16 protein-coding genes are annotated in these 22,297 nt (G+C 69.6%); 9 read left to right on the plus strand and 7 right to left on the minus strand.

What is annotated here, in order from left to right; translation table 11 throughout:
- Positions 1 to 2: 2 nt before the first annotated feature.
- Both ON37_RS05090 and ON37_RS05095 read right to left on the minus strand, forming a co-directional pair.
- Complete coding sequence (locus ON37_RS05090; protein WP_051031220.1) at positions 3 to 1,598, minus strand: phospho-sugar mutase; 1,596 nt, start codon at positions 1,596 to 1,598, stop codon at positions 3 to 5.
- A 9-nt stretch (positions 1,599 to 1,607) separates the two neighbouring features.
- On the minus strand, positions 1,608 to 2,387 hold the full coding sequence (locus ON37_RS05095; RefSeq protein ID WP_040717223.1) for a purine-nucleoside phosphorylase: 780 nt from the start codon (positions 2,385 to 2,387) through the stop codon (positions 1,608 to 1,610).
- A 100-nt stretch (positions 2,388 to 2,487) separates the two neighbouring features.
- Between ON37_RS05095 and ON37_RS05100 the strand changes: the two genes are divergently transcribed.
- The 4 genes from ON37_RS05100 (at position 2,488) to ON37_RS05115 (ending at position 6,841) form a co-directional block, all read left to right on the plus strand.
- A complete protein-coding gene (locus ON37_RS05100) occupies positions 2,488 to 3,396 on the plus strand; it encodes a ribonuclease Z (protein WP_040717225.1) in 909 nt (302 codons plus the stop codon).
- Positions 3,397 to 3,476: 80 nt separating this feature from the next.
- On the plus strand, positions 3,477 to 4,178 hold the full coding sequence (locus tag ON37_RS05105) for an enoyl-CoA hydratase-related protein (protein WP_040717227.1): 702 nt from the start codon (positions 3,477 to 3,479) through the stop codon (positions 4,176 to 4,178).
- Between the two features lie 45 nt (positions 4,179 to 4,223).
- Entirely contained in the window at positions 4,224 to 5,456 is a 1,233-nt protein-coding gene (locus ON37_RS05110) for a M20 family metallopeptidase (RefSeq protein ID WP_174362069.1), read from the plus strand.
- A 239-nt stretch (positions 5,457 to 5,695) separates the two neighbouring features.
- A complete protein-coding gene (locus tag ON37_RS05115; RefSeq protein ID WP_373281983.1) occupies positions 5,696 to 6,841 on the plus strand; it encodes a M20 family metallopeptidase in 1,146 nt (381 codons plus the stop codon).
- Positions 6,842 to 6,901: 60 nt separating this feature from the next.
- Here the strand turns inward: ON37_RS05115 and ON37_RS05120 are convergent, their stop codons facing one another.
- Positions 6,902 to 7,384: a gamma-glutamylcyclotransferase family protein gene (locus ON37_RS05120; protein ID WP_039776727.1), complete on the minus strand. Its 483-nt coding sequence runs from the start codon at positions 7,382 to 7,384 to the stop codon at positions 6,902 to 6,904.
- Between the two features lie 215 nt (positions 7,385 to 7,599).
- On the opposite strand from ON37_RS05120, the gene ON37_RS05125 reads away from it, so the two are divergent.
- The 4 genes from ON37_RS05125 to ON37_RS05140 all read left to right on the plus strand — a co-directional run bounded on the left by ON37_RS05125 (position 7,600) and on the right by ON37_RS05140 (position 12,974).
- On the plus strand, positions 7,600 to 9,003 hold the full coding sequence (locus tag ON37_RS05125) for an NAD(P)H-quinone dehydrogenase (RefSeq protein ID WP_040717234.1): 1,404 nt from the start codon (positions 7,600 to 7,602) through the stop codon (positions 9,001 to 9,003).
- 371 nt (positions 9,004 to 9,374) lie between these two features.
- Positions 9,375 to 10,505 carry a chromosomal replication initiator protein DnaA gene (locus ON37_RS05130; protein WP_210741552.1) on the plus strand — a complete coding sequence of 377 codons (1,131 nt, stop codon included), beginning with the start codon at positions 9,375 to 9,377 and terminating at the stop codon, positions 10,503 to 10,505.
- A gap of 73 nt (positions 10,506 to 10,578) precedes the next feature.
- A complete protein-coding gene (locus ON37_RS30790; RefSeq protein WP_051031222.1) occupies positions 10,579 to 11,706 on the plus strand; it encodes a DUF8176 domain-containing protein in 1,128 nt (375 codons plus the stop codon).
- 83 nt (positions 11,707 to 11,789) lie between these two features.
- A complete protein-coding gene (locus ON37_RS05140) occupies positions 11,790 to 12,974 on the plus strand; it encodes an aminotransferase-like domain-containing protein (protein WP_040717237.1) in 1,185 nt (394 codons plus the stop codon).
- On the opposite strand, the gene glpK is transcribed toward ON37_RS05140, so the two are convergent.
- Entirely contained in the window at positions 12,971 to 14,470 is a 1,500-nt protein-coding gene (glpK, locus tag ON37_RS05145) for a glycerol kinase GlpK (protein ID WP_040717239.1), read from the minus strand. The genes ON37_RS05140 and glpK overlap by 4 nt on opposite strands.
- Before the next feature lie 132 nt (positions 14,471 to 14,602).
- Between glpK and glpD the strand changes: the two genes are divergently transcribed.
- A complete protein-coding gene (gene glpD / locus ON37_RS05150) occupies positions 14,603 to 16,351 on the plus strand; it encodes a glycerol-3-phosphate dehydrogenase (protein WP_040717241.1) in 1,749 nt (582 codons plus the stop codon).
- A gap of 36 nt (positions 16,352 to 16,387) precedes the next feature.
- Here the strand turns inward: glpD and ON37_RS05155 are convergent, their stop codons facing one another.
- From ON37_RS05155 to ON37_RS05165, 3 genes are all read right to left on the minus strand, one after another.
- The gene (locus ON37_RS05155; RefSeq protein WP_157171356.1) at positions 16,388 to 16,564 is read right to left on the minus strand and encodes a hypothetical protein; all 177 of its coding nucleotides are present in this window, start codon (positions 16,562 to 16,564) and stop codon (positions 16,388 to 16,390) included.
- A 104-nt stretch (positions 16,565 to 16,668) separates the two neighbouring features.
- Positions 16,669 to 17,475, minus strand: a complete 807-nt coding sequence (locus ON37_RS05160) for a DNA-formamidopyrimidine glycosylase family protein (protein ID WP_040717247.1) — start codon at positions 17,473 to 17,475, stop codon at positions 16,669 to 16,671.
- A gap of 17 nt (positions 17,476 to 17,492) precedes the next feature.
- Positions 17,493 to 22,208 (minus strand): ATP-dependent helicase, encoded by a 4,716-nt coding sequence (locus tag ON37_RS05165; protein ID WP_040717250.1) that lies wholly within the window; start codon positions 22,206 to 22,208, stop codon positions 17,493 to 17,495.
- Between the last annotated feature and the right edge of the window lie 89 nt (positions 22,209 to 22,297).

Below are 22,297 nucleotides of genomic sequence, written 5' to 3' on the forward strand. Positions count from 1 at the left end.
CCTCAGAGCTTTTCGCAGAAGGCGCGCAGTGCCGAGAGTCGTTGCGCCGCACGGGCTCGTGCCTGTGGCAACGCCTCCCGATCGGCGACCGGTTCGACGACCTCCAGATAACACTTCAGCTTCGGTTCCGTCCCGGAGGGGCGGATGACGATGCGCTGCGCGGCACCCTCGAAGATCAGCGCGTCGGTGCGCATCCGGCCGCGCGCGACGGCGAGATCGGTGCAGACGACGGGCACATCCGCGATGACATCCGGCGGCGTATCACGCAGGCGGGCAACGACGTCGGCCGCCGCCGACGAATCGGCCAGCCGCAGCGACACCTGATCGCCGGCGTGCAGGCCGAACTCCACGGCGTAGTCGTCGAGTACGTCGAGCGGGGAGCGGCCCCGCGCCGCCAGACGCGCGGTGAGATCGGCCGCCGCGATCGCGGCGGTGATGCCGTCCTTGTCTCGCACCGCGGCCGGATCGACGCAGTGCCCGATCGCCTCCTCGTAGGCGTATACCAAGCCCGTCCCGGCGCGAGCCAGCCACTTGAAGCCCGTCAGCGTTTCGGTGTAGCGGGCGCCGCGGGCAGGCGCGAGTTTACCGAGTAGCCGCGACGACACGATGGTGGTGGCGACCAACGCATCCGGTGCGGCGTTGCGCAGCACGTAATCGGCCAGCAGCACACCGGTTTCGTCGCCGCGCAACAGGCGCCAGCCGTCCGGGCCGGGCACCGCGAGCGCGCATCGGTCCGCATCGGGGTCGAGCGCGACGGCGAGATCGGCGTCGACGTGTTCGGCAAGCGCGAGCAGCAGATCGGCGGCGCCGGGCTCCTCCGGATTCGGGAACGCCACCGTGGGGAAGTCCGGATCCGGCGTGAACTGTTCGTCCACCACATGGACGTCCGGAAATCCGGCGGCGGCCAGGGCCGCCACGGCCGTCTCCCCGCCGACCCCGTGCATGGGCGTCAGGGCGATCCGGATATCGGCGCGGCGTAGCCCGGGCGCGGTGCCCGTAGCGAGGTGGTTTGCCGGAGCCGCCTCGGCCGGCCCGCCGATCGTCTCGGGCACGGCCGCCGCCCGCGCCAGATACCGCCGGACGAGTTCCTCGCCGAGCGCCGCGGCGGAGGCGTCCTCGGGCAGTGACAGCAGCGACGGCGCCGGGGCGCCGGGCGCCGGATCGGCGCGCGCGATCGGTTCGGTGACCGCGTCGATGCAGCGTTCGATCTCGGCATCGGCGGGCGGAATCAGTTGCGAGCCGCCGTCGAGATAGAGCTTGTAACCGTTGTCGGAGGCCGGGTTGTGCGAGGCGGTGATCTGCACGCCCGCGACCGCGCCCGTTTCGCGCACCGCGAAGGCCACGATCGGCGTCGGCAGCGGACGGGGTAGCAGGAGGACCGAAAAGCCCGCCGCCGCAAATACTTCCGCGGTGACCGTGGCGAATTCGGCCGAGCCGTGCCGGGCGTCGCGGCCCACGACCACCAGCCCGCCGCCGAGGCAGCGGCCCCGAAGCCATTCGGCCACACCGGCGCTCGCCCGCGCCACGGTCCCGACGTTCATTCCGTCCGGCCCCTCCCGGAGGGGTCCGCGCAGTCCGGCCGTACCGAATCGCAACATCGCGACCGCCTACAGTCGTTCCAGGACGCCGCGTAGCAGTTTGCCCAATCTCGGTGCGGCAGCTTGCCCTTCGGCCAGCACCTCCTGATGCGACAGTGCCGCGCCGGTCACCCCGGCCGCCAGATTGGTCACCAGCGAAATGCCCAGCAGCCGCAGACCCAGCGAGCGCGCGGCGATCGCCTCCAGCACCGTCGACATACCGACCAGATCCGCACCCATCCCGCCCAGCATGCGGATCTCGGCGGGAGTTTCGTATTGCGGTCCGTTCAGGCCCGCGTACACACCCTCGGTGAGCGACGGGTCGATATCCCTTGCCAGCGTGCGCAATTCGGGATCCCAGGCATCGACCATGTTCACGAACGCGGCGCCGGTGAGGGGAGTGCGGCCGGTGAGGTTCAGGTGGTCGCTGATCAGTACCGGCTCACCGACCCGCAGACCCGGCCGGATGCCACCGGCGGCATTGGTCAGGATCACCGTCTCGGCGCCCGCCGCGGCCGCCGCGTGCACGGCGTGGACGACCCGGTGCGGTTCGTAACCCTCGTAGAGATGCTGGCGGCCCATCATCAACAGCACCGGCACCTCGCCGACCGCGACCGAATGCACGATGCCCTGATGGCCCTGTGCCGTCGGCGGTTCGAACCCGGGGAGTTCGGTCATCGGAATCGATGCCCGCGGCGTGCCGATCTCGGTGGCGGCGGACTGCCAGCCCGATCCGAGTACCACCGCGACCCGGTGGTGCGGTACTCCCGTGCGTGTGGCGATCGCCTCGGCGGCCTGTTCGGCAAGCATGCGCCCACGATAGTGCGCCGCGGGGCGGCCCGGGAGCGCTGCGCCGGACACGCTGTGCCGCCGCCGCGCGGGGCGACGGGCACCGGGGCAGGATGGTGCCGTGCGTGAACTCGTGGTCCTCGGTACGGCCAGTCAGGTGCCGACCCGCCGGCGCAATCACAACGGATATCTGCTGCGGTGGGACGGCGACGGACTGCTGTTCGATCCCGGGGAGGGCACGCAGCGGCAGATGCTGTTCGCCGGTGTGTCGGCCGGCACCATCACGCGTATCGGGTTGACCCACTTCCACGGCGACCACTGTCTGGGACTGCCGGGGGTGCTGGCGCGGCTCAACCTGGACCAGATCGCGCATCCGGTCGATATCTGCTTTCCCGCCGCGGGCGCGGAACTGCTCACCCACCTGCGCGGGGTGGTACCCGACTTCGCCGGGCTGCGCGAGCATCCCGTCGCGGCGAGTGGCCCGGTGGCGCTGCCGGACGCGCCGTTCGCCTTCGAAGCGGTGCGGCTGTCGCATCGGGTGGAGACCTTCGGCTACCGGCTGATCGAACCCGACGGGCATCGGCTGCTGCCGGAGCGACTGGCCGAATTCGGGCTGGCCGGACCGGTGGTCGGCCGGTTGCAGCGCGAGGGCGTGGTCCGGTCGGCAGACGGCCGGACCGTGACGATCGAACAGGTGTCGACGGCGCGTCCGGGGCAGCGCTTCGCCTTCGTGATGGATACCCGAATGTGTTCCGGCGTCGAGGAATTGGCTCAGGACGCGGATATGCTCGTCATCGAGTCGACCTTTCTGGAGACCGAGGCCGAGCTGGCCGACGACTTCGGGCACCTCACCGCGGCGCAGGCGGCCCGGGTGGCGCAGGCGGCCGGGGTGCGGACGCTGGTACTCACCCACTTCTCGCAGCGTTACGCGGATCTGGCCGGACATCGGGCGGAGGCGGAGCGGTATTTCGACGGCGAACTGGTGATCGCGGAGGATCTGATGCGGGTGCCGGTTCCGCCGCGCCGGTGATCGCTCGACGAGCGAACTCGTCGGTAACTTGGCCGGGGGTGTGATGCGGGCCGAGTTTCGGAGCTGCATATTCTCTGCCTATGCCGTACTTGGACCGTGACGGGGACGTCTTCGTGCTCTACCTCGGAAACGAGGGACAGACCGACAGCGAGAACCGCTTCCATCCCGATTGGATCGATGCCGTCCACGCGAAGCTGGACGAGGTCGAGGCCGCCGAGGGGCCGGCGGCGCTGGTCACCGTCGCCACCGGAAAGTTCTTCAGCAACGGCCTGGACACCGACTGGCTGTTCGGCAACATGGACAAGATGCACTGGTACCTGGACCGGGTGCATTCGATCTTCAGCCGGCTGCTCGCCTTCGGGATGCCGACCGTGGCGGCCCTGAACGGTCACGCCTTCGGCGCCGGCGCCATGCTCGCCACCTCCCACGACTTCCGGGTGATGCGGTCCGATCGCGGTTACTGGTGCCTGCCCGAGGTGCATCTGGGCATGCCGTTCACGGTGGCGATGAACGCGCTGGTGACCGAGCGGCTGACCAACCAGGTCGCCCTGGAGGCGATGACCACCGGACGGCGTTACGGCGCGGCCGATGCGATCGCCGCGGGCATCGTCGACGAGGCGGCCGAGGCCGACCAGGTGCTCGCGGCCGCCGTCGCCCGCGCGGGTGCGCTGGCCGGCAACCGCAAGCCGAATCTGCCGGTGATCAAGCGCGCGCTGCACGGACGGGCGCTGGCGGGGCTGAATACTCCGACCACCCCGGAGAATCTCGCCTTCGGCTCCTGACGACCCGATGATCATCGCGTGGCACACAGTGCGAGACTGTGTGCCATGCCACGCAGCGGGAACGAGCGCACCGGCACGGATATCGCACCGGCGGATCCGGCCCTGCTCGCTGCCGCCGATGCCGTGGTCGCGGCCGCGGCGCCCGAGTTGATCGCGCTCTCGCACGCCCTCCACGCCGAACCGGAGCTGGCATTCGCCGAACACCGCAGCGTCGCCAAGATCCTCGCCCCACTGCGGGCGCGCGGCTTCCGGATCGAGACCCCGGTCGCCGAGCTGGACACGGCCTTCGTCGCCAGTTACGGCAGCGGTGAGCTCGTCGTGGGCATCTGCGCCGAATACGACGCCCTGCCGGAGATCGGCCACGCCTGCGGGCACAACATCATCGCCGCCGCCGCGGTCGGCGCCGGATTGGCACTGGCCGAGGTGGCCGACCGCTGCGCGATCACGGTGAAGGTCTTCGGCACGCCGGCCGAGGAGAGCGGCGGCGGCAAGGTGCTGATGCTCGAGCGTGGGGTGTTCGACGGCGTCGCGATGGCACTGATGGTGCACCCGGGCCCGCTGGACATCGTCGGCGCGCGGTCGCTGGCGCTGGCCGATCTGTCGGTGACCTTCCACGGGCGGGAGGCGCACGCCAGTGCCGCCCCCGAGTACGGTCGCAACGCCGGGGACGCCGCCACCATCGCGCAGGTCGCGCTGGGTCTGCTGCGTCAGCACCTGCGGCCCGGTCAGCAACTGCACGGTATAGTCGAGTCGGGCGGTGTTGCCCCGAATATCGTGCCCGGCCATGCGGAACTGCTGTACTACCTGCGGGCAGACGATTCCGCATCCCTCGACGATCTGCTACAGCGCGCCTCGGCCTGCTTCGAGGCGGGAGCGCTGGCGACCGGATGCACCCATGAAGTCCGGGCGCTGGCACCGACATATGCCGAGCTCACGCCCGATTCCGCACTACTGTGTGCCTATCGCGAGCAGATCATCGGTTTGGGACGGACGCCGCTCGCACCGGAACTCGAGGCAGCACGGCCGCTGGGCAGTACCGATATGGGCAATGTCACCAACGTCATTCCCGGCATCCATCCGGTGATCGGCATCGAGTCCAACGGCGCGGTGACCCACCAGCGGGAATTCGCCGCGGCCTGCGTGACGCCGTCGGCCGATCTGGCGGTGACCGACGGGGCCCGGGCGCTGGCCCGTACCGCAATCCACATTGCGGGCGATCAACTACACAGAGACAGGTTGTTGGAGCGCAGTATTCAGCGACAGGAGGACATTCGGTGAGCACGATCGGCCGGTCAGCACCGGCGGGCCGCGAGGGCGACAGCGCGGATCGCGGCGACGATTCCGCGACCGGTGCGGAGGGCGACTCGACGGCCGGTCCGCGCGGAGTCACCGCGGCGGGGCACAAGCCGGGGCTGCCGGCGCGTCAGTCCGGGGTCGGCACGCGCCGCGAGGTCGGCACCTGTCGCCATACCGGTCTGGCGAGCGGTCGGCAGGCCGAGGTGGCGGCCGGGCAGGCCGTGGTCGAAGCCTGGCTCGCCGAACACGGCGACGAGCTGATCGGCTGGCGGCGCCACATCCACGCCCATCCGGAACTGTCCCGCGCCGAGCACGCCACCACCGAATTCGTCGAGTCCTGGTTGGTCAAGGCGGGCCTCGAACCCCGCAAGCTACCCACCGGAACCGGGCTGATCTGCGATATCGGCCCCGCCGGGCCACGGATCGCGCTGCGCGCGGATATGGATGCGCTACCGCTGCAGGAATACACGGGCCGTCCGTTCGCCTCGACCGTGCCCGGCGTGTCCCACGCCTGCGGCCACGATGCGCACACCTCGATCCTGCTCGGCACCGCGCTGGCCCTCGCCGAGCTGGAGAGTTTGCCGGTCGGCGTCCGGCTGGTCTTCCAGCACGCCGAGGAGGTTATGCCCGGAGGTGCCATCGATATGGTCGCCGCGGGTGCGATGGACGACGTCTCACGGGTGTTCGCACTGCATTGCGATCCGCGGCTCGAGGTCGGGCGGATCGGCGTGCGGGTCGGGGCCATCACCTCGGCGGCCGACACCGTCGAACTGGTCCTGGACTCACCGGGCGGTCATACCTCGCGGCCGCACCTGACCAGCGATCTGGTCTACGCCATCGGCACCGTCATCACCGGCCTGCCGGGCCTGCTCAGTCGCCGCATCGACCCGCGGACCAGCACCGTGATGGTGTGGGGCGCAGTGTCGGCGGGGAAGGCGCCCAACGCCATTCCGCAGACCGGCATGCTCACGGGCACCGTTCGCACCGGCGATCACGCCACCTGGTCGCTGCTCGAGCCGATGGTGCGGGAAATCGTCGACGGGCTGCTCGCACCGACCGGTGTGCGGTACCAGCTGAACTACAAGCGCGGGGTGCCCCCGGTGGTGAACGACGAGTTCAGCACCCGCATGTTCGAGGATGCGATCCTCGCTCTGGGCCCCGATGCGCTGTCGGACACTCCGCAGTCCGGCGGCGGCGAGGACTTCTCCTGGTACCTGGAGGAGGTGCCGGGTGCGATGGCCCGCCTGGGTGTCTGGTCGGGTGAAGGCCCGCAACTCGACATTCATCAGCCGACCTTCGACATCGACGAACGCGCCCTGGCCGCCGGGGTGCGCGTGCTGACCAATCTGGTCCTGCAGGCACGATGAACGGTCGGCCCGCCCGATTCGCGGCGGGCCGATCACTCGTCGCCGATCACTCGTCGGGGGCTACATCGAGCCGAACGTGCCCGGCCCTACGTTGCGGCTGTTACGGGTGCGCAGCGCGTGCACGTAATCGGCGGGCGCGCCGGCCTTTTCGGCGGCGTCGGCGATCACGCCGATGTAGCGGGCGGACGGCAGACCGCCTTCGTAGGCGTCCAGGACGTACAACCACGCCAGCACCGGCTGGGTACCCGTGCCCGAATTGGGGGAGACCCGCAGCCGGATCTTCTTGTGGATGCCGAAATCCGAACCCTCCCACCGGTCGAGGCTCTGCTCGTCCTCGGCGGAGACGTCGTACAGCACCACGAACACGCGCGAGCCGGGGTCCTCCACCACCGTCGCCAGCGGTCCCTCCCAGCCGATGTCGTCGCCGGCGAAGGTCAGGCGCCACCCTTCCAACCAGCCCGTTCCGTAGACGGGGGAGTGCGGACAGCGCTTGAGCATCTGCTCCGGATCCATGTTGGATCCGTAGGCGGCGTATATCGGCACCAGGCAAGAGTATCGAATGTGCGGACCGCTTGTTCCGATCCGGCCCGGTTCGGGTCGCGCCGATGTCCGGTGAGTCGCCGGATGTCGGGAAAATTACCGGAGGGTGACACGCGCAACCTCACTCCGATGCGGTCAAAACGATGAGGAGCAGGACCGATAACGTTGTCTGCGGTGCCGGAGATCCCGGCCGGACGCACTCGATAGCGGAGGTACACATGACCCGCATTGCAATCATCGGGGGCGGCCCCGCCGGCTACGAAGCGGCGTTGGTGGCGGCCCAGCACGGAGCCACGGTCACGGTGATCGACTCCGACGGTATCGGTGGCGCATGTGTGCTGTGGGATTGCGTTCCGTCCAAGACCTTCATCGCGTCCACCGGTGTGCGCACCGATCTGCGCCGCGCGCGTGACCTCGGGATCACACTGCACGTCGCGCAGGCCCAGGTGCGGCTGTCCGAGGTCAACTCCCGGGTGAAGGCGCTGGCGCAGGCGCAGTCGTCCGATATCCGGTCCAAACTGCAGGCCGCGGGCGTGACCATCCTCAACGGCCGGGGTCGACTGATCGATCAGATCGCCGGGTTGGCGACCCACCTGGTCCGGGCCACCCTCGCCGACGGCACCGAACGGGTGATGGAGGCGGAGGTGGTGCTGATCGCCACCGGCGCCAGCCCGCGGGTGCTGCCCGGCGCCGAACCGGACGGCGAGCGCATTCTCACCTGGCGTCAGCTCTACGACCTGAAGGAGCTGCCGGAAACATTGGTCGTGGTCGGCTCGGGCGTCACCGGCGCCGAGTTCGTCTCGGCGTACACCGAGATGGGGGTGCAGGTGAAGCTGGTCTCCAGCCGCGACCGGATGATGCCGGGCGAAGACGCCGACGCCGCGCTGGTACTCGAGGATGCCCTCGCCGAACGCGGCGTCGAACTGGTCAAACAGGCCCGCGCCGATGCCGTCGAGCGCACGGCCGAGGGCGTGGTGGTGAAACTGTCGGACGGGCGCACCGTCACCGGTTCGCACGCCCTGATGACCGTCGGTTCCACCCCCAACACCCAGGACCTGGGTTTGGAACGCATCGGCATCGAGCTCGATCGCGGCGGCTACCTGCGCGTCGACCGGGTGTCGCGCACATCCGTTCCCGGTATCTACGCGGCGGGTGACTGTACCGGCCTGCTCCCGCTGGCCTCGGTCGCCGCCATGCAGGGCCGGATCGCGATGTATCACGCCCTGGGCGAGGGGGTGCAGCCGATCCGGTTGAAGACGGTCGCCTCGGCGGTGTTCACCCGGCCCGAGATCGCCACCGTCGGCGTCAGCCAGACCGCCATCGACAACGGTGAGGTGCCCGCTCGCACGGTGATGCTGCCGCTGAACACCAACCCGCGCGCCAAGATGTCCGGGCTGCGGCGCGGTTTCGTGAAGATCTTCTGCCGGCCGGCGACCGGCGTGGTGATCGGCGGCGTGGTGGTCGCGCCCATCGCCTCCGAGCTGATCCTGCCGATCGCGATCGCGGTGCAGAACAATCTGACGGTGAACGACCTGGCCCAGACCTTCTCGGTATATCCGTCGCTGTCCGGTTCGGTGACCGAGGCGGCGCGCCAGCTGATGCGGCACGACGACCTGGACTGAGAATTCGGCCTCGGTTCTTCGGGCTCCGCGGACGCTAATTCGGCTGCACCACTTGGCGTTTTGACGCACGGAGTGCGGCTTCCCACAGTCGGGTAACCCCGGTTGCCTGAATATCGTTCGTATGGTTCACTTCCCGCAGAGATGTCACCAGTGGGCGGTTGGCAGGTTCACGTGCGGGGGGAAACACTTTCCCGGGCCGGGAATCCGCGAGCGGCTCTCGCGGGTCGCAGCAGGGTGCGGGCCGGACATCGATGAGGACCAATGGAGACGGCCCCATCGCACGGCACTCGTCGGTCGATGGCAGTGGCCGAGCTCGGGAAAGGGATTGCGAGACAGTGAAACATCGTAAGCCGAGTCGAGCGCAGCGAGCGATGGCCACGACGTCGTTGCCACTGGCCACCGCGGCGGCCGTGGCGACCATCCTCTCGTCGGGCACGGCGGCTGCGGCACCGGCGGATCAGCCGAGTGTGCCGACCACCCCGGCGCAGCCGGGCACCACCAACGAGGCGCCCGCGCAGGACGAGAACACCGGTTCGCCGAACGGGCAGAGCCAGGACGCTCCCGGCACCCAGCAGAACGGGCCGCAGCAGAACGGGCCCCAGCAGAACGGACCGCAGCGCAACGGCACGCCGCAGCCGGGTGTCACCAACCCGAACCAGCCCGGTGTCACCACGCCGAATCAGCCGGGTGTCACCACGCCGCAGCCGGGTGTCACCACGCCGCAGCCGGGCGTCACCACTCCGAACCCGAATACCCCGAAGCCGGACCAGAACCTGGCCTCGCCGACCCAGCCGGGTGTCACCACCCCGCGCGTCGCGCCGCTGCCGGTGCCCGGCCAGGGCAACCAGCCGCAGCCGGTCATCGTCCCCGACCAGCACAACCCGGGCGGCCAGGCCGACCAGTTGAAGCCCGGCCAGCAGTCCCCGGATCAGTCGGTGGTCACCCCGAACAAGCCGCAGCAGCAGGAAGGTCAGCTGGACACCCTGCGCGGCGACCAGGGCGGTGACAACTCCTCGCAGCAGGCGCGCTGGACATCGCCGAGCCTGCAGTCCGCGCCGGCCGCGCCCGTCGTCCAGATGAACGGTCCGCACACCGAGGTCGGTGCCAACGTCGACGGCGGCGCACTGCTGCCGGGCTATGTCGCCAACACCCACCACTTCAGCAACCTCGACGGGTATGTCGGCACCGTGGGCTACCGCACCCCGGGCGGCGTCGGCGACGCCGGTGTCTCGGTCGAGTTCGTCGAGGCGAACAAGGTCAAGATCACGTCCTACACCCACGCCACCGGCTTCGACGATCTGAAGTCGGAGAACTACGTCGACACCACCGAGGCGAACGCCGCGAAGGCCGCCGTCGAGGGCTGGATCAAGCAGCAGCCGGGTGGCGCCGCAGCACTGGAAGCCGCCGCTCAGATTGGTAGACTCCCGCAGGGCGATATCGCTCCGCAAACGGTGAATGTCGCTGGGGCGACGACACAGTGGGGTGGCACGGTCCAGTACTGATACAGACTGAATCGACGCGTGGGGCGGTTGTTCGCGACCGCCCCACGCGTGTGTCTCGGGGAAGGAACGGGTGATGGCTTCCGGCGACGACAAGGGCCGGGACGAGGGCGACTCGGAATTCGGCCCTCCGGTTTCCGGTTTCGGACCACCGCTGAACGACTTCGGACCGCCCACCGGCGAGCCGAGCGCTCTCGGTTGGTCGCCGGTAGGTGAACCCGAGCGACCGACGCTCGGCTGGCAGCCCGCCGACGCGCCGGCGACACCCACGGTGCCGCCCCCGCCGGAACAGTTCCGGGCGCCGGACTCGACGGTGGCCCCGGAACCCACCCGGCCCGTGGCCCCGGAAGCGCCGCGGGCCCCGGATACGGTACGGGCCCCGGCCCCGGAGACGCGCCGGATGCCTGCCGCCGAGCCGCCGCGCGCCCCGGAAACGGTGCGCTACCCCGAGTCCGGCGCCGAGGCGGACAAGGGAACATGGTGGCGCGCAGACGATTCCGGCTTCCCGCCGACCCCGCCCCGAGAGACGACCGGCTCGCTGTGGGACGACGACGAACTGGCCAAAAAGCTCACCGTGCCGCGTGGCGGTCCGGAGCCGAAGGCGGGTTCGGGTTCGCTGTGGGACGACGACGATCTGGCGAAGAAGCTGGTTCCGGCACGGCCGGCGGGCAGTCCGGTGCCGGAGGAGACCCATCGCAACAAGGGAGTCCTGATCGGCGGTATCGGCGCGGCCGTGGTGCTGCTGGTGGCGCTGGTTCTGGTGATCGTGTTCGCCACCCGCGGCGGTGACGACGAGGGCGGCGCACAGGCCGGCGGGGCGACGAGCGCGGGAAACGGGAATTGTCAGGCCCGCACGGACGGCAATCTGACCTATGGCAACGGCCCGGGCGACACCTCCAGTGGGGCGAACGCCATCTTCGGCTACCAGCACGCCTACTACACCGAGCGGAATGCGGAGAAGGCGCACACCTTCATCGCGCCCGGTGCCAACGTGCAGGCGCCGCAGGAGCTGCAGAAGACCATCGACGAGCACATTCCGAAGGGCACGACCTACTGCCTGCGGATCGCGACCACCGCGCCGAACCAGTTCAACGTCGAGGTCACCGAGCATCACCCGGACGGCACGCAGTCGCTGTATCTGGAGGTGATCACGACCGTGAATCAGGGAGGCCGGAACCTCATCCAGCTGATCCAATCGTTCTAAATCTCACAATATGAGAATCTGAGTTCATATTGTGGATGTTGCTGTGCGAAAGTGGAGTAGTTCGCCGTCGTTCGGAGGTTTCCATGTCGCCGCATACTCCACCACTGTCCCGCCGGTTGGACGGTCTGCAGAGTTCGGCGATCCGGGATCTGCTGAAGCTGACCTCCCGCCCGGACATCGTCAGCCTGGCGGGTGGGCTGCCGGACGAGCAGTTGATGCCGCGCGACGCGATCGCGCGTGCGGCGGAGTCCGCGCTCGCCGACCGGGCCCGGCTGCAGTACACCGAGTCCGCGGGCTGGGGGCCGCTGCGCGAGGTGCTGGCGACGCGGGAGTCGGCCCGGCTGGGCCGGGCCGTGCCGCTCGCCGAGATCTTCGTCACGCACGGTTCGCAGCAGGCGTTGTCGCTGCTGGGTGAGGTACTGCTCGATCCGGGTGCCCTGGTGGTGGTCGAGGATCCGGCCTATGTCGGCGCCCTGCAGGTGTTCCGGGCGGCCGGCGCGCGGATCGTGGCGATTCCGCTGGATCGTGACGGAATGCGCGTCGACGCGCTCGCCGAGTTGCTGGCGCGCGGCGAACGCCCGGCCCTGGTGCACACGGTGAGCAACTTCCACAATCCGCGCGGGGTGACGCTGAGCCCGCAGCGCCGACGCGAGTTGGCGGCGCTCGCGGAACGGTACGGCTTCTGGGTGGTCGAGGACGATCCGTACGGCGAACTGTCGTTCGACAGTCCCGCGCCGGAACCGGTCGCGTCCTACTCACCCAACGTGATCCGGCTGTCGAGTGCGTCGAAGATTCTGGCCCCGACCCTGCGCGTGGGCTGGATGGTGGCGCCGAATGCGGTCTGCCGTGGGGTGGAGCTGCTGAAACAGGGCGCCGATCTGTGCGGTTCCGCGCTGACCCAGCAGATCGCCACGGATCTGCTGGCCGACGAGCCCTGGCTGAACTCGCACCTGGACAAGGTGCGCGGCATCTACGGCGAGCGCGCCACCGCGCTGGTCGATGCGGTGCGGCACCGCTTCGGCGACCGGGTGGTGAGCACGGACGCGGCGGGCGGCATGTTCGTCTGGGTCGATTTCACCGACGGCACCGATACCGTCGAACTGCTGCCCCGGGCGATCGATCACGGCGTCGCCTACGTGCCCGGTTCCGCGTTCGCGGTCAGTGAGCCGTATCGCGGGTCGTTGCGCTTGTGCTTCACCACCTCCGACGCGGAGGTGCTGCGCGAAGCGGTGGACCGGCTGGCTCGGGCGGCCCGACCCGGGGCCTAGTCGGCCCAGCCGTAGGTGCGTTCGACGGCCTTGTTCCATTCGGCGTAGAGGCGTTCGCGCTCGTCGTCGGGCATGCTCGGTCGCCACACCTTGTCCTCGGCCCAGTTGGCGCGGATGTCGTCGGTGCCGGACCAGTAGCCGACGGCCAGTCCGGCGGCATAGGCCGCACCGAGCGCGGTGGTCTCGGTGATCACCGGTCGGACGACCGGCACGTCGAGAATATCGGCCTGGAACTGCATGAGCAGTTCGTTGGCCACCATGCCGCCGTCCACCTTCAGGGTGGTCAGTTCGAGGCCCAGATTCTCCGCCTCGGCATCGGCGCGCATCGCGTCGATCACCTCCCGGGTCTGAAAGGCGGTGGCCTCCAACACCGCTCGGGCCAGATGCGCCTTGGTGACGAAGCGGGTCAGGCCGGTGATGACGCCCCGTGCGTCCGGGCGCCAGCGCGGGGCGAAGAGGCCGGAGAACGCGGGCACGATATAGGTTCCGCCGTTGTCGTCGACGCTGCGGGCGAGCGGTTCGATCGCAGCCGCGGAGTCGACGATGCCGAGGTTGTCGCGCAACCACTGCACCAGCGAGCCGGTCACCGCGATCGACCCCTCCAGTGCGTACACCGCGGGCTGGTCGCCGAGCCGATAGCACACCGTGGTGAGCAGGCCGTGTTTGCTGAACACCGGCGTGGTGCCGGTGTTGAGCAGCATGAAGTTGCCGGTGCCGTAGGTGTTCTTGGCCTCGCCTGGGGACAGGCAGGCCTGGCCGAAGGTGGCGGCCTGTTGATCGCCGAGAATGCCGGCCACCGGAACTCCCGACAGCGGACCCGTGCTGATCTCGGCGTAGACCTCCGAGGAACTGCGGATCTGTGGCAGCATCGAGACCGGAACCTGGAATTCCGCGCAGATCTGCGAATCCCATTGCAGCGTTTCGAGATTCATCAACATCGTGCGCGAGGCGTTGGTGACGTCGGTGAGGTGGTGGCCGGTGAGCTTCCACAGGATCCAGCTGTCCATGGTGCCGAAGCACAGATCGCCCGCTTCCGCCCGGGCCCGCGCGCCCTCGACGTTGTCGAGGATCCAACGCAGTTTGGGACCGGAGAAATACGTGCTCAACGGCAGGCCGGTCCGGTCGGCGTAGCGACTCGTGCCGACCGTGCCGGCCAGGTCCTCGCACAGCGCCGCGGTCCGGGTGTCCTGCCAGACGATGGCCGGATGTATCGGAGCACCGGTCGTGCGATCCCAGACCAGGGTGGTCTCCCGCTGATTGGTGATTCCGGCCGCCGCGATATCGGCCGCGCTCGCGCCGGCGTCTTCCAGTGCGGCGCCGATGACGAATTCGGTGTTGCGCCAGATGGTTTCGGCATCGTGCTCGACCCAGCCCGGGCGTGGGAACAGCTGTTCGTGCTCGCGCTGGGCGAGTCCGGCGATGCGGCCGGAGCGGTCGAAGACGATGCACCGACTCGAGGTTGTCCCCTGGTCGATGGCGGCCACGAAGCGTCGCATCCGTGCAGGCTACTAAACCTCCCACGCGCCGCGCATCACATCGCCGCGGGCCCGGAGGTGGACTAGGGTGGTAGCGATTACCGACGGGTAACGCAGGACGATCCCACCCTACAGTGCGGAGGAAGTCGAGCGATGAACGAGAAATCACACGGGCAGCACACCGGCGAGCTGGGCCCCGAGCAGCGCGAGGCGACCTGGGAAAGTCTGGGCGCCAATCATTTCGACGTCATCGTGATCGGCGGCGGGGTGGTCGGGGCGGGTATCGCCCTCGATGCCGCGACCCGCGGTCTGAACGTCGCCCTGGTGGAGGCCCGAGATCTGGCCTCGGGTACCTCGAGCCGGTCGTCGAAGATGTTCCACGGCGGCCTGCGTTATCTCGAACAGCTGGAATTCGGCCTGGTCCGGGAGGCGCTGCGTGAGCGTGAGCTCAGCCTGAAGACGCTGGCGCCGCATCTGGTCAAGCCGCTGCGCTTCCTCTATCCGTTGACCCACCGCGGCTGGGAACGCCCGTACGTGGCGTCCGGCCTGGTGCTCTACGACACCATGGGTGGCGCGAAATCCGTTCCGGGACAACATCATGTGACCCGTTCCGGGGCGCTGCGCCTGGCTCCCGGCGTCCGCCGCGACGCGCTGATCGGTGGCGTCACCTATTACGACACCGTGGTCGACGACGCCCGCCACACCATGACGGTGGCGCGTACCGCCGCCCACTACGGCGCGGTGATCCGCACCTCCACCCAGGTCGTGGACTTCCTGCGGGAGGCCGATCGCGTGGTCGGGGTGAAGGTGCGCGACAGCGAGGACGGGCGCACCACCGAGGTGCGCGGCCATGTCGTGATCAACGCGACGGGCGTGTGGACCGACGAACTGCAGGCGTTGTCGCATGTGCGCGGCCGGTTCCACGTGCGCGCGTCCAAGGGTGTCCACATCGTGGTGCCCCGGGATCGGATCGCCAGCGACGCCGCGCTGATCCTGCGCACCCAGACCTCGGTGTTGTTCGTGATCCCGTGGGGAAGCAACCACTGGATCATCGGCACCACCGATACCGACTGGAATCTGGATCTCGCGCATCCGGCCGCGACCAAAGCCGATATCGACTATCTGCTCGACCGGATCAACGAGGTCCTGGTTACACCGCTCACCCACGACGACATTCAGGGCGTCTATGCCGGCCTGCGGCCGCTGCTGGCGGGGGAGAGCGACGAGACCTCGAAGCTGTCGCGCGAACATGCGGTCGCGCGGATCGCCCCCGGCCTGGTCGCCATCGCGGGCGGTAAGTACACCACCTACCGGGTGATGGCCTACGACGCCGTGGACGCGGCGGCCCACGACATCCCGCAGCGGGTGTCGCCGTCGATCACCGACAAGGTGCCGCTGTTGGGCGCCGACGGCTACTTCGCGCTGTTGAACCAGACCCCCCAGCTGGCTCAGGCCTACGGCGTCCATCCCTATCGCATCGAGCACCTGCTCAACCGCTACGGTTCGCTGATCACCGATGTCCTCGATCTGGCCGAGGGTAAACCCGAACTGCTGCAACCGATTACCGACGCACCGACCTATCTGCGAGTGGAGGCGGTCTACGCCGCGGCCGCCGAGGGCGCACTGCATCTCGACGACATCCTGGCCCGGCGCACCCGCATCTCCATCGAGTTCTCGCACCGCGGGACCGATTGTGCGGACGAGGTCGCCCGCCTGGTGGCACCCGTCCTGGGTTGGGACGACGAGCGGATCCGGCACGAGGTGAGCACCTACACCGCCCGGGTCGATGCCGAGGTGCGCTCCCAGACCCAGCCCGACGACGTATCCGCCGACGCACTGCGCGCCGCCGCACCGGAACCCCGCCCGGAGATCCTGGAGCCGGTACCGCTGCCGCAGGGGTAGGAGGTACGGCGGCGTCGGGTCCTCGGCCGGTCGCGGTCAGGTACGCGCGGTGGAGGTCGCGGTCGGGGTATGTCCGGAGTGCGAGGTGCCGGTAGGCGCCGAACGCTGCAGCGCGCAACTGAACAGCACGGTCGCCGCGATGGCGATGGCGGTGATCACCAACTGGATGGCAAGGCGGGCGCCGCGGCACACCGCGGCCCTTGCGTCTGTCATCTGCCCTGCTCCCCGACCGGTGACGAAGTGATAGGTCGCCTCTATGTCGTGGGCGGGCCGGAAAACGTTAGCCACTGCAATAAAGATGGCTATCGATCGGCAAACTATTCGCCGGAGCGGCCGGACTGTCCGGGTGTGCCGGTTTCCGGCGGTGGTTGGCACCGAGGACAGAAGTAGATCCCACGCTCGGCGGCGGAGCCGGAGGACGTCGCCGAGCCCAGCATCCGCACCACGATCGCGGTGCCGCAGCGTCGGCACGGCTGTCGCTGCCGCCCGTAGACCGCGGCGCGCCAGGGTGGCTGGTGTGCGGCGCGGGTGAGGATGTCGTGCGCGGTGTCGACCAGACCGGGCAGGTCGGCGACGGCCTCGACGGGAGTGGCCGGGTGGACCTGCCGCGCGAAACAGATCTCGCTGCGATAGATGTTGCCGATGCCGGCCAGCTTCGTCTGGTCGAGCAGCGCGAGCCCGATCGGTTGCTCCGGTTGTGCCCGCAGCCGCCGGACGGCCTCGCCCGAATCCCACTTCGGGCCGAGTAGATCCGGGCCCAGATGATCGGTGGCGGTGTGTTCCTCGGCGCGGGGCAGCACCTGCACCAGGCCCAGGGAAAACCCGACCGCCTCGGCATCGGAGGTGGCCAGTACGAGACGCGCGGTGAAACCGGGTTTGGTCCAGCGTTGGCCGGGGCGGTAGACCCGCCAGGTGCCCTCCATCTTCAGATGCGTGTGGATGCTCAGCGTGTCGGTGCGCACGAACAGGTGCTTGCCGTAGCTGCCGACGCTCTCGACCCGGTGACCGCTCAGATCCAGCGTGGCGTAGCGCGGAACCCGGAAATCACTGCGGATCAAGGTCTTTCCGGCGAGCGCGGACCGCAGCCGCGCGGCGGCGAGGTAGACCGTATCCCCTTCCGGCACCGCCGCTCACCACCCGTTCACGGTCGGCTCCGGAGCCGGAAACCCCGCGGTGTGGCCGCGAACCCGGCCTCGGTGAGGAAGGCCGCGAAGGTGTTGCCGTGCACGGATTCCCCATCCACACGCTCGATCACCAGCGAATCGACCCGCCGTTCGTGCACCAGCGCCGCCAAGGCCGCGGCCGCCCGCGCCCGGACCGTGGGATCCTCGGTGAAGGTGAGCAGAGTCTTGCCGCCACGCTCCAGATACAGCGCCGGCTCGCCGTCGGTGAGGACGACCAACGCGCCGGCCTTCCGTCCGGGGCGATGTCCGGCGCCTTCGCTCGCGGACTTCGGCCAGGGCAGGGCGGCACCGTACGGATTGGCGGGATCGCAGGCCGCCAGCGCGAGGGTGTCCGGATGCTGCTCGCGGCGTTCGGAATCGAACCCGCGCAGCCGATCCACCACATCGGTGGTGGAGAACTGGGCACCGCCGAGGGTGTCGACGAAGTATCCGCGCCGGCAGCGTCCCCGATCCTCGAATTCGGTCAGCACCCGGTACATCAGTGCGAAACCACCCGGGACGTCCTCGTTCTGCACCGAGCCCCGGGTCAGCACTCCGTACCGTTCCAGCAGCAGATCCGCGGTGGCGTGCGCGCGAACCGTATTGTCCGGCAACCGCTGTGGCAGCAAGGACCAGCGGCCCGCGACCGCCGGCGGTCCGGTGCGGGTCGGCATGGCCGGCCGGGGGAGATACATCCGTCCGCGCGGTGCGCGACGCGGGGTGCGATGGGTGGTGGTGCTGCGCGATGTTCCGGACAGTCGCGCCCGCACCGGAGCGAAGGTATCGCCGGCCACATAGCCGGCCCATACCAGCTCCCACAGCGCGGCGGCCACCGCGGCATCGTCGAGAAGTCCGGTGGCATCGGACAATTGGCGGAAGAAGTAGGCGCCGCCGGGTGCCGACGGCGGCTGCCCCGTGCGCCCCTCGCCGTCCAGGTCGGGAACCGGAGAACGCAATGCGCTCGCATCCGCGCCCAATGCGGTCAGCAGCCGCAGCTGGACGTCGGTGAAGTCGATCTGCTGGGCCGGCGGCAGCGTGACCGGCGCCTGATCGGCAGGATGCAGGGCGATCCAGCCGTCCTTGGCGGTCAGCGCGCCGTGACCGGACCAGATCACCTCTCCGGAAGCGGTCAATTCGTCCAGCATGGCCGGTACGTAGTCGCGCACCCGGGACGGCAGAATCAGCGACTCCCACGCCGAAGCCGGAATCGGCACGCCCGCAAGCTGTTCCACGATCGCCGCCACCCCGTCCACCCCGCGTAGCGTCGAGGTGCCGACGTGCTGCCAGGCCGGCAGGAACCGGCCGAAGGCGGCGGTGGACACCGGCTCCACCTCTTTGCGCGCCGCAGCCAGCGAGCGGCGGCGAAGCCGGCGCAGCACCTGTGCGTCACACCATTCCGCGCCCGCCGCACCGGGTGTGAATTCGCCCTCCACCACGCGCTTCTCCGCGCCCAGGCGATGCAGTGCGGTGACCGCGACGGCGGTGCCGAGACCGAATCGCCGCGCCAAGGCCTCCACCGTGAAGGGAGCGTGGGTGCGGGCGTAGCGGCCCACCAGATCGCCGAGGGGGTCGGCGACCGGTTCGATGAACGCCGCCGGGGTGCCGATCGGCAACGGGACGCCGAGAGCATCGCGCAGGCGCGCCGCATCCTCGATCGCCGCCCACCACTGCGAACCGGCGAAGGACACCTCCAACGCCCGCCGCGCCCGCGCCAGTTCTTCGAACCACGGGGCCGGGTCCGCGGTGCAGCGCGCGGCCGCTTCGGCCGGGGTGAGCGGGCCGAGCAGCCGCAGTAGATCCGCCAGGCCCTCGGCGTCGTGCGCTTGTCGGTCGGGGGTCAGGCGTTGAAGTTCGCGCTCGGTCTGTTCCAGCACCTCGGCGTCGAGTAGTTCGCGCAGCTCCACGCGGCCCAGCAGTTCCGCGAGCAGACCGGAATCCAACGACAGCGCGGCGGCGCGCCGTTCCGCCAGCGGACTGTCGCCCTCGTACATGAATTGGCCGATGTAGTCGAACAGCAACGCATTGGCGAACGGCGACGGCGCGGCGGTCTCCACCTCCACCAGGCGCAGTTTCCGGCGCGCGATACCGGTCAGCAGGTCGCGTAGGGCGGGTAGGTCGTAGACGTCGCGCAGACATTCGCGCACCGTCTCCAGCAGAATCGGGAAGTCCGGGAATTTCCGGGCCACGTCGAGCAATTGGGCCGCCCGCTGCCGCTGTTGCCACAGCGGGGCGCGGCGGCCGGGATCGCGTCGCGGCAGCAGCAGCGCCCGGGCCGCGCACTCCCGGAAGCGGGAGGCGAACAGCGCCGAACCGCCCACCTGCTCGGTGACCACGTCGTCGATCTCGTCCGGTTCGAACACGAACAGTTCGGCGCCCGGCGGCTCGTCGGTGGTATCGGGCAGCCGTACCACGATGCCGTCGTCGGAGGCGGTCGGCGCGGCGTCCACCCCGAACCGCTCGCGCAACCGCGATCCGACGGCCAGCGCCCAGGGCGCGTGCACCGGCAGACCGTACGGCGAATGCAGAACCAAGCGCCAGTCACCCAGCTCGTCGCGGAATCGCTCGACCAGCAGGGTGCGATCGGTCGGCAGCTGCCCGGTGGCCTGCCGCTGCTCGGCCAGCAGCGAGACGAGGTTCGCCGTCGCGAAATCGTCCAGCCCCGCCGCGTGCACGAGGTGTTCGAGTTCGGTCAGTTCGTCACCCTTCGCCGACTTCCCGTCGCTCGGTCGCGCCGTTCGTGCGGTCGCCGACGTGCCCGCGGGGGCCGTTTCGGGGCCCGCGTCGTTCGTGCCGCCCGCGCTGCGTACCAGTTTCTCGATCCGGTCGGTGGGCGCGCGGTCGACGGCCTGTCCGGCGGTGCGCACGAATTCGCCCAGTGCGGCGCCCAATTCGGCCGGCCGGCCGAGCGAATCCCCGTGCCAGAACGGCAGCCGTCCCGGCAGCCCGAAGGCGGGCGAGACCAGGACCCGGTCATGGGTGATGTCCTCGATCCGCCAACTGGTCGCGCCGAGCGCGAACACATCGCCGACCCGGGATTCGTAGACCATCTCCTCATCGAGTTCGCCCACCCGCGAAGCCTTTTCGCCGACCATGAAGACCGGGAACAGACCGCGGTCGGGGATGGCGCCACCCGAGGTGACCGCGAGCCGCTGGGCGCCGGGCCGCCCGGTCAGGGTGCCGGCATCGCGATCCCACACCACGCGCGGACGCAGTTCGGCGAACTCGTCGGAGGGGTAGCGGCCGGAGAGCAGGTCGAGCACCGATTCGTAGGCCGAGCGCGGCAGCGTCGCGAAACTCCCGGTGCCGCGGACGGTGTCGAACCATTCGTCGACGTCGATCGGCTCGAGTGCGCAGGCGGCGACCGTCTGCTGCGCAAGAATGTCGAGCGGATGTGCGGGCACCTTCAGTTCCTCGATCTGCCCGGCGGTCATCCGCATCGAGGCCACCGCGCAGTGCACGACGTCGGTGCGGTGCTTGGGGAAGATCACGCCGCGGGAGATCTCACCGACCTGATGTCCGGCGCGCCCGACCCGCTGCAGCCCGCCCGCGACCGACGGCGGCGCCTCCACCTGCACGACCAGATCAACCGCGCCCATATCGATACCGAGCTCGAGGCTGCTCGTCGCGACCACGCAGCGCAGCCGGCCGCTCTTGAGGTCGTCCTCGATGATCGCCCGCTGCTCCTTGCTCACCGACCCGTGGTGCGCGCGGGCGAGCAGCGGCGCCGCGCCGTGGTTGACCTCGGTGGTCGACCCGAGCAGCGCGGGCGGACCGTGGTCACGCAGACCGGGGGTGTCGGCCTCGGGCGGGGTGATCCGCTCGGCGTACTCCTCGTTCAACCGGGCGGTGAGCCGCTCGGCCAGGCGGCGCGAATTGGCGAAGACGATAGCGGACCGATGCGCGAGTACCAGATCGACGATCGCGGCGTCGACATGCGGCCAGATCGAACCCGGCTGTTCGGAATCGCCGGGTTCGGTCATATCGGCCACCGGCACCCGGACCGACAGATCGAAGGTCTTGGGGGCCGGCGGCGAGACGATCGTGATCGGCGCCGAACCGACCAGGAACCGGCCCACCTCCTGAGGTGGCCGTACGGTGGCCGACAGGCCGATTCGCTGCGCCGGCCGTTCGGTGAGTTGATCCAGGCGGGCCAGCGACAAGGCCAGATGCGCGCCGCGCTTGGACCCGGCGATCGCATGGACTTCGTCGACGATGACCGTGCTGACCTGGGACAACGTTTCCCGTGCGGCCGAGGTCAGCATCAGGTACAGCGATTCCGGCGTGGTGATCAGAATGTCCGGTGGCTTGCGTTGCAGGCTGCGGCGATCCGCGGGCGTGGTGTCGCCCGATCGCACGCCGACGCTGATTTCCGGTGCGGGCAGGCCGAGCCGGGCAGCCGTCTGCGTGATGCCCACGAGCGGAGCCCGCAGGTTGCGCTCGACGTCCACGGCGAGGGCCTTCAGCGGTGAGATGTAGAGAACCGTCGTGCGTTGCGGCCCGTCCAGCGGCTCTCGGGTGGCGAGTCGATCGATCGCCCACAGAAAGGCCGACAGCGTCTTGCCCGACCCGGTCGGCGCGATGACCAGGGTGTGTTCTCCAGCCGAAATGGCATTCCACGCGCCGAGCTGAGCGGCTGTCGGCGCCGGGAACGCGCCGTCGAACCACTCCTGCGTCGGCCGGGAGAACTGCTGCATGGAATCAGTGTGCACGGTGGCACCGACACGACGACGACACCCGGATCGAGCGGCGCGATTCGGTTCGCGCGGCCCGCCCCGCGGTTAGG

The sequence above is a fragment of the Nocardia veterana NBRC 100344 genome, from assembly GCF_000308855.1.
Taxonomy (GTDB): domain Bacteria; phylum Actinomycetota; class Actinomycetes; order Mycobacteriales; family Mycobacteriaceae; genus Nocardia; species Nocardia veterana.

Coding starts and splice junctions, on each gene's coding strand:
- ON37_RS05090 (WP_051031220.1), bottom strand. CDS start 1,598: ATGTTGCGATTCGGTACGGCCGGACTGCGCGGACCCCTCCGGGAGGGG.
- ON37_RS05095 (WP_040717223.1), bottom strand. CDS start 2,387: ATGCTTGCCGAACAGGCCGCCGAGGCGATCGCCACACGCACGGGAGTA.
- ON37_RS05105 (WP_040717227.1), top strand. CDS start 3,477: ATGCCGTACTTGGACCGTGACGGGGACGTCTTCGTGCTCTACCTCGGA.
- ON37_RS05110 (WP_174362069.1), top strand. CDS start 4,224: ATGCCACGCAGCGGGAACGAGCGCACCGGCACGGATATCGCACCGGCG.
- ON37_RS05125 (WP_040717234.1), top strand. CDS start 7,600: ATGACCCGCATTGCAATCATCGGGGGCGGCCCCGCCGGCTACGAAGCG.
- ON37_RS05130 (WP_210741552.1), top strand. CDS start 9,375: ATGGCCACGACGTCGTTGCCACTGGCCACCGCGGCGGCCGTGGCGACC.
- ON37_RS30790 (WP_051031222.1), top strand. CDS start 10,579: ATGGCTTCCGGCGACGACAAGGGCCGGGACGAGGGCGACTCGGAATTC.
- ON37_RS05140 (WP_040717237.1), top strand. CDS start 11,790: ATGTCGCCGCATACTCCACCACTGTCCCGCCGGTTGGACGGTCTGCAG.
- glpK (WP_040717239.1), bottom strand. CDS start 14,470: ATGCGACGCTTCGTGGCCGCCATCGACCAGGGGACAACCTCGAGTCGG.
- glpD (WP_040717241.1), top strand. CDS start 14,603: ATGAACGAGAAATCACACGGGCAGCACACCGGCGAGCTGGGCCCCGAG.
- ON37_RS05155 (WP_157171356.1), bottom strand. CDS start 16,564: ATGACAGACGCAAGGGCCGCGGTGTGCCGCGGCGCCCGCCTTGCCATC.
- ON37_RS05165 (WP_040717250.1), bottom strand. CDS start 22,208: ATGCAGCAGTTCTCCCGGCCGACGCAGGAGTGGTTCGACGGCGCGTTC.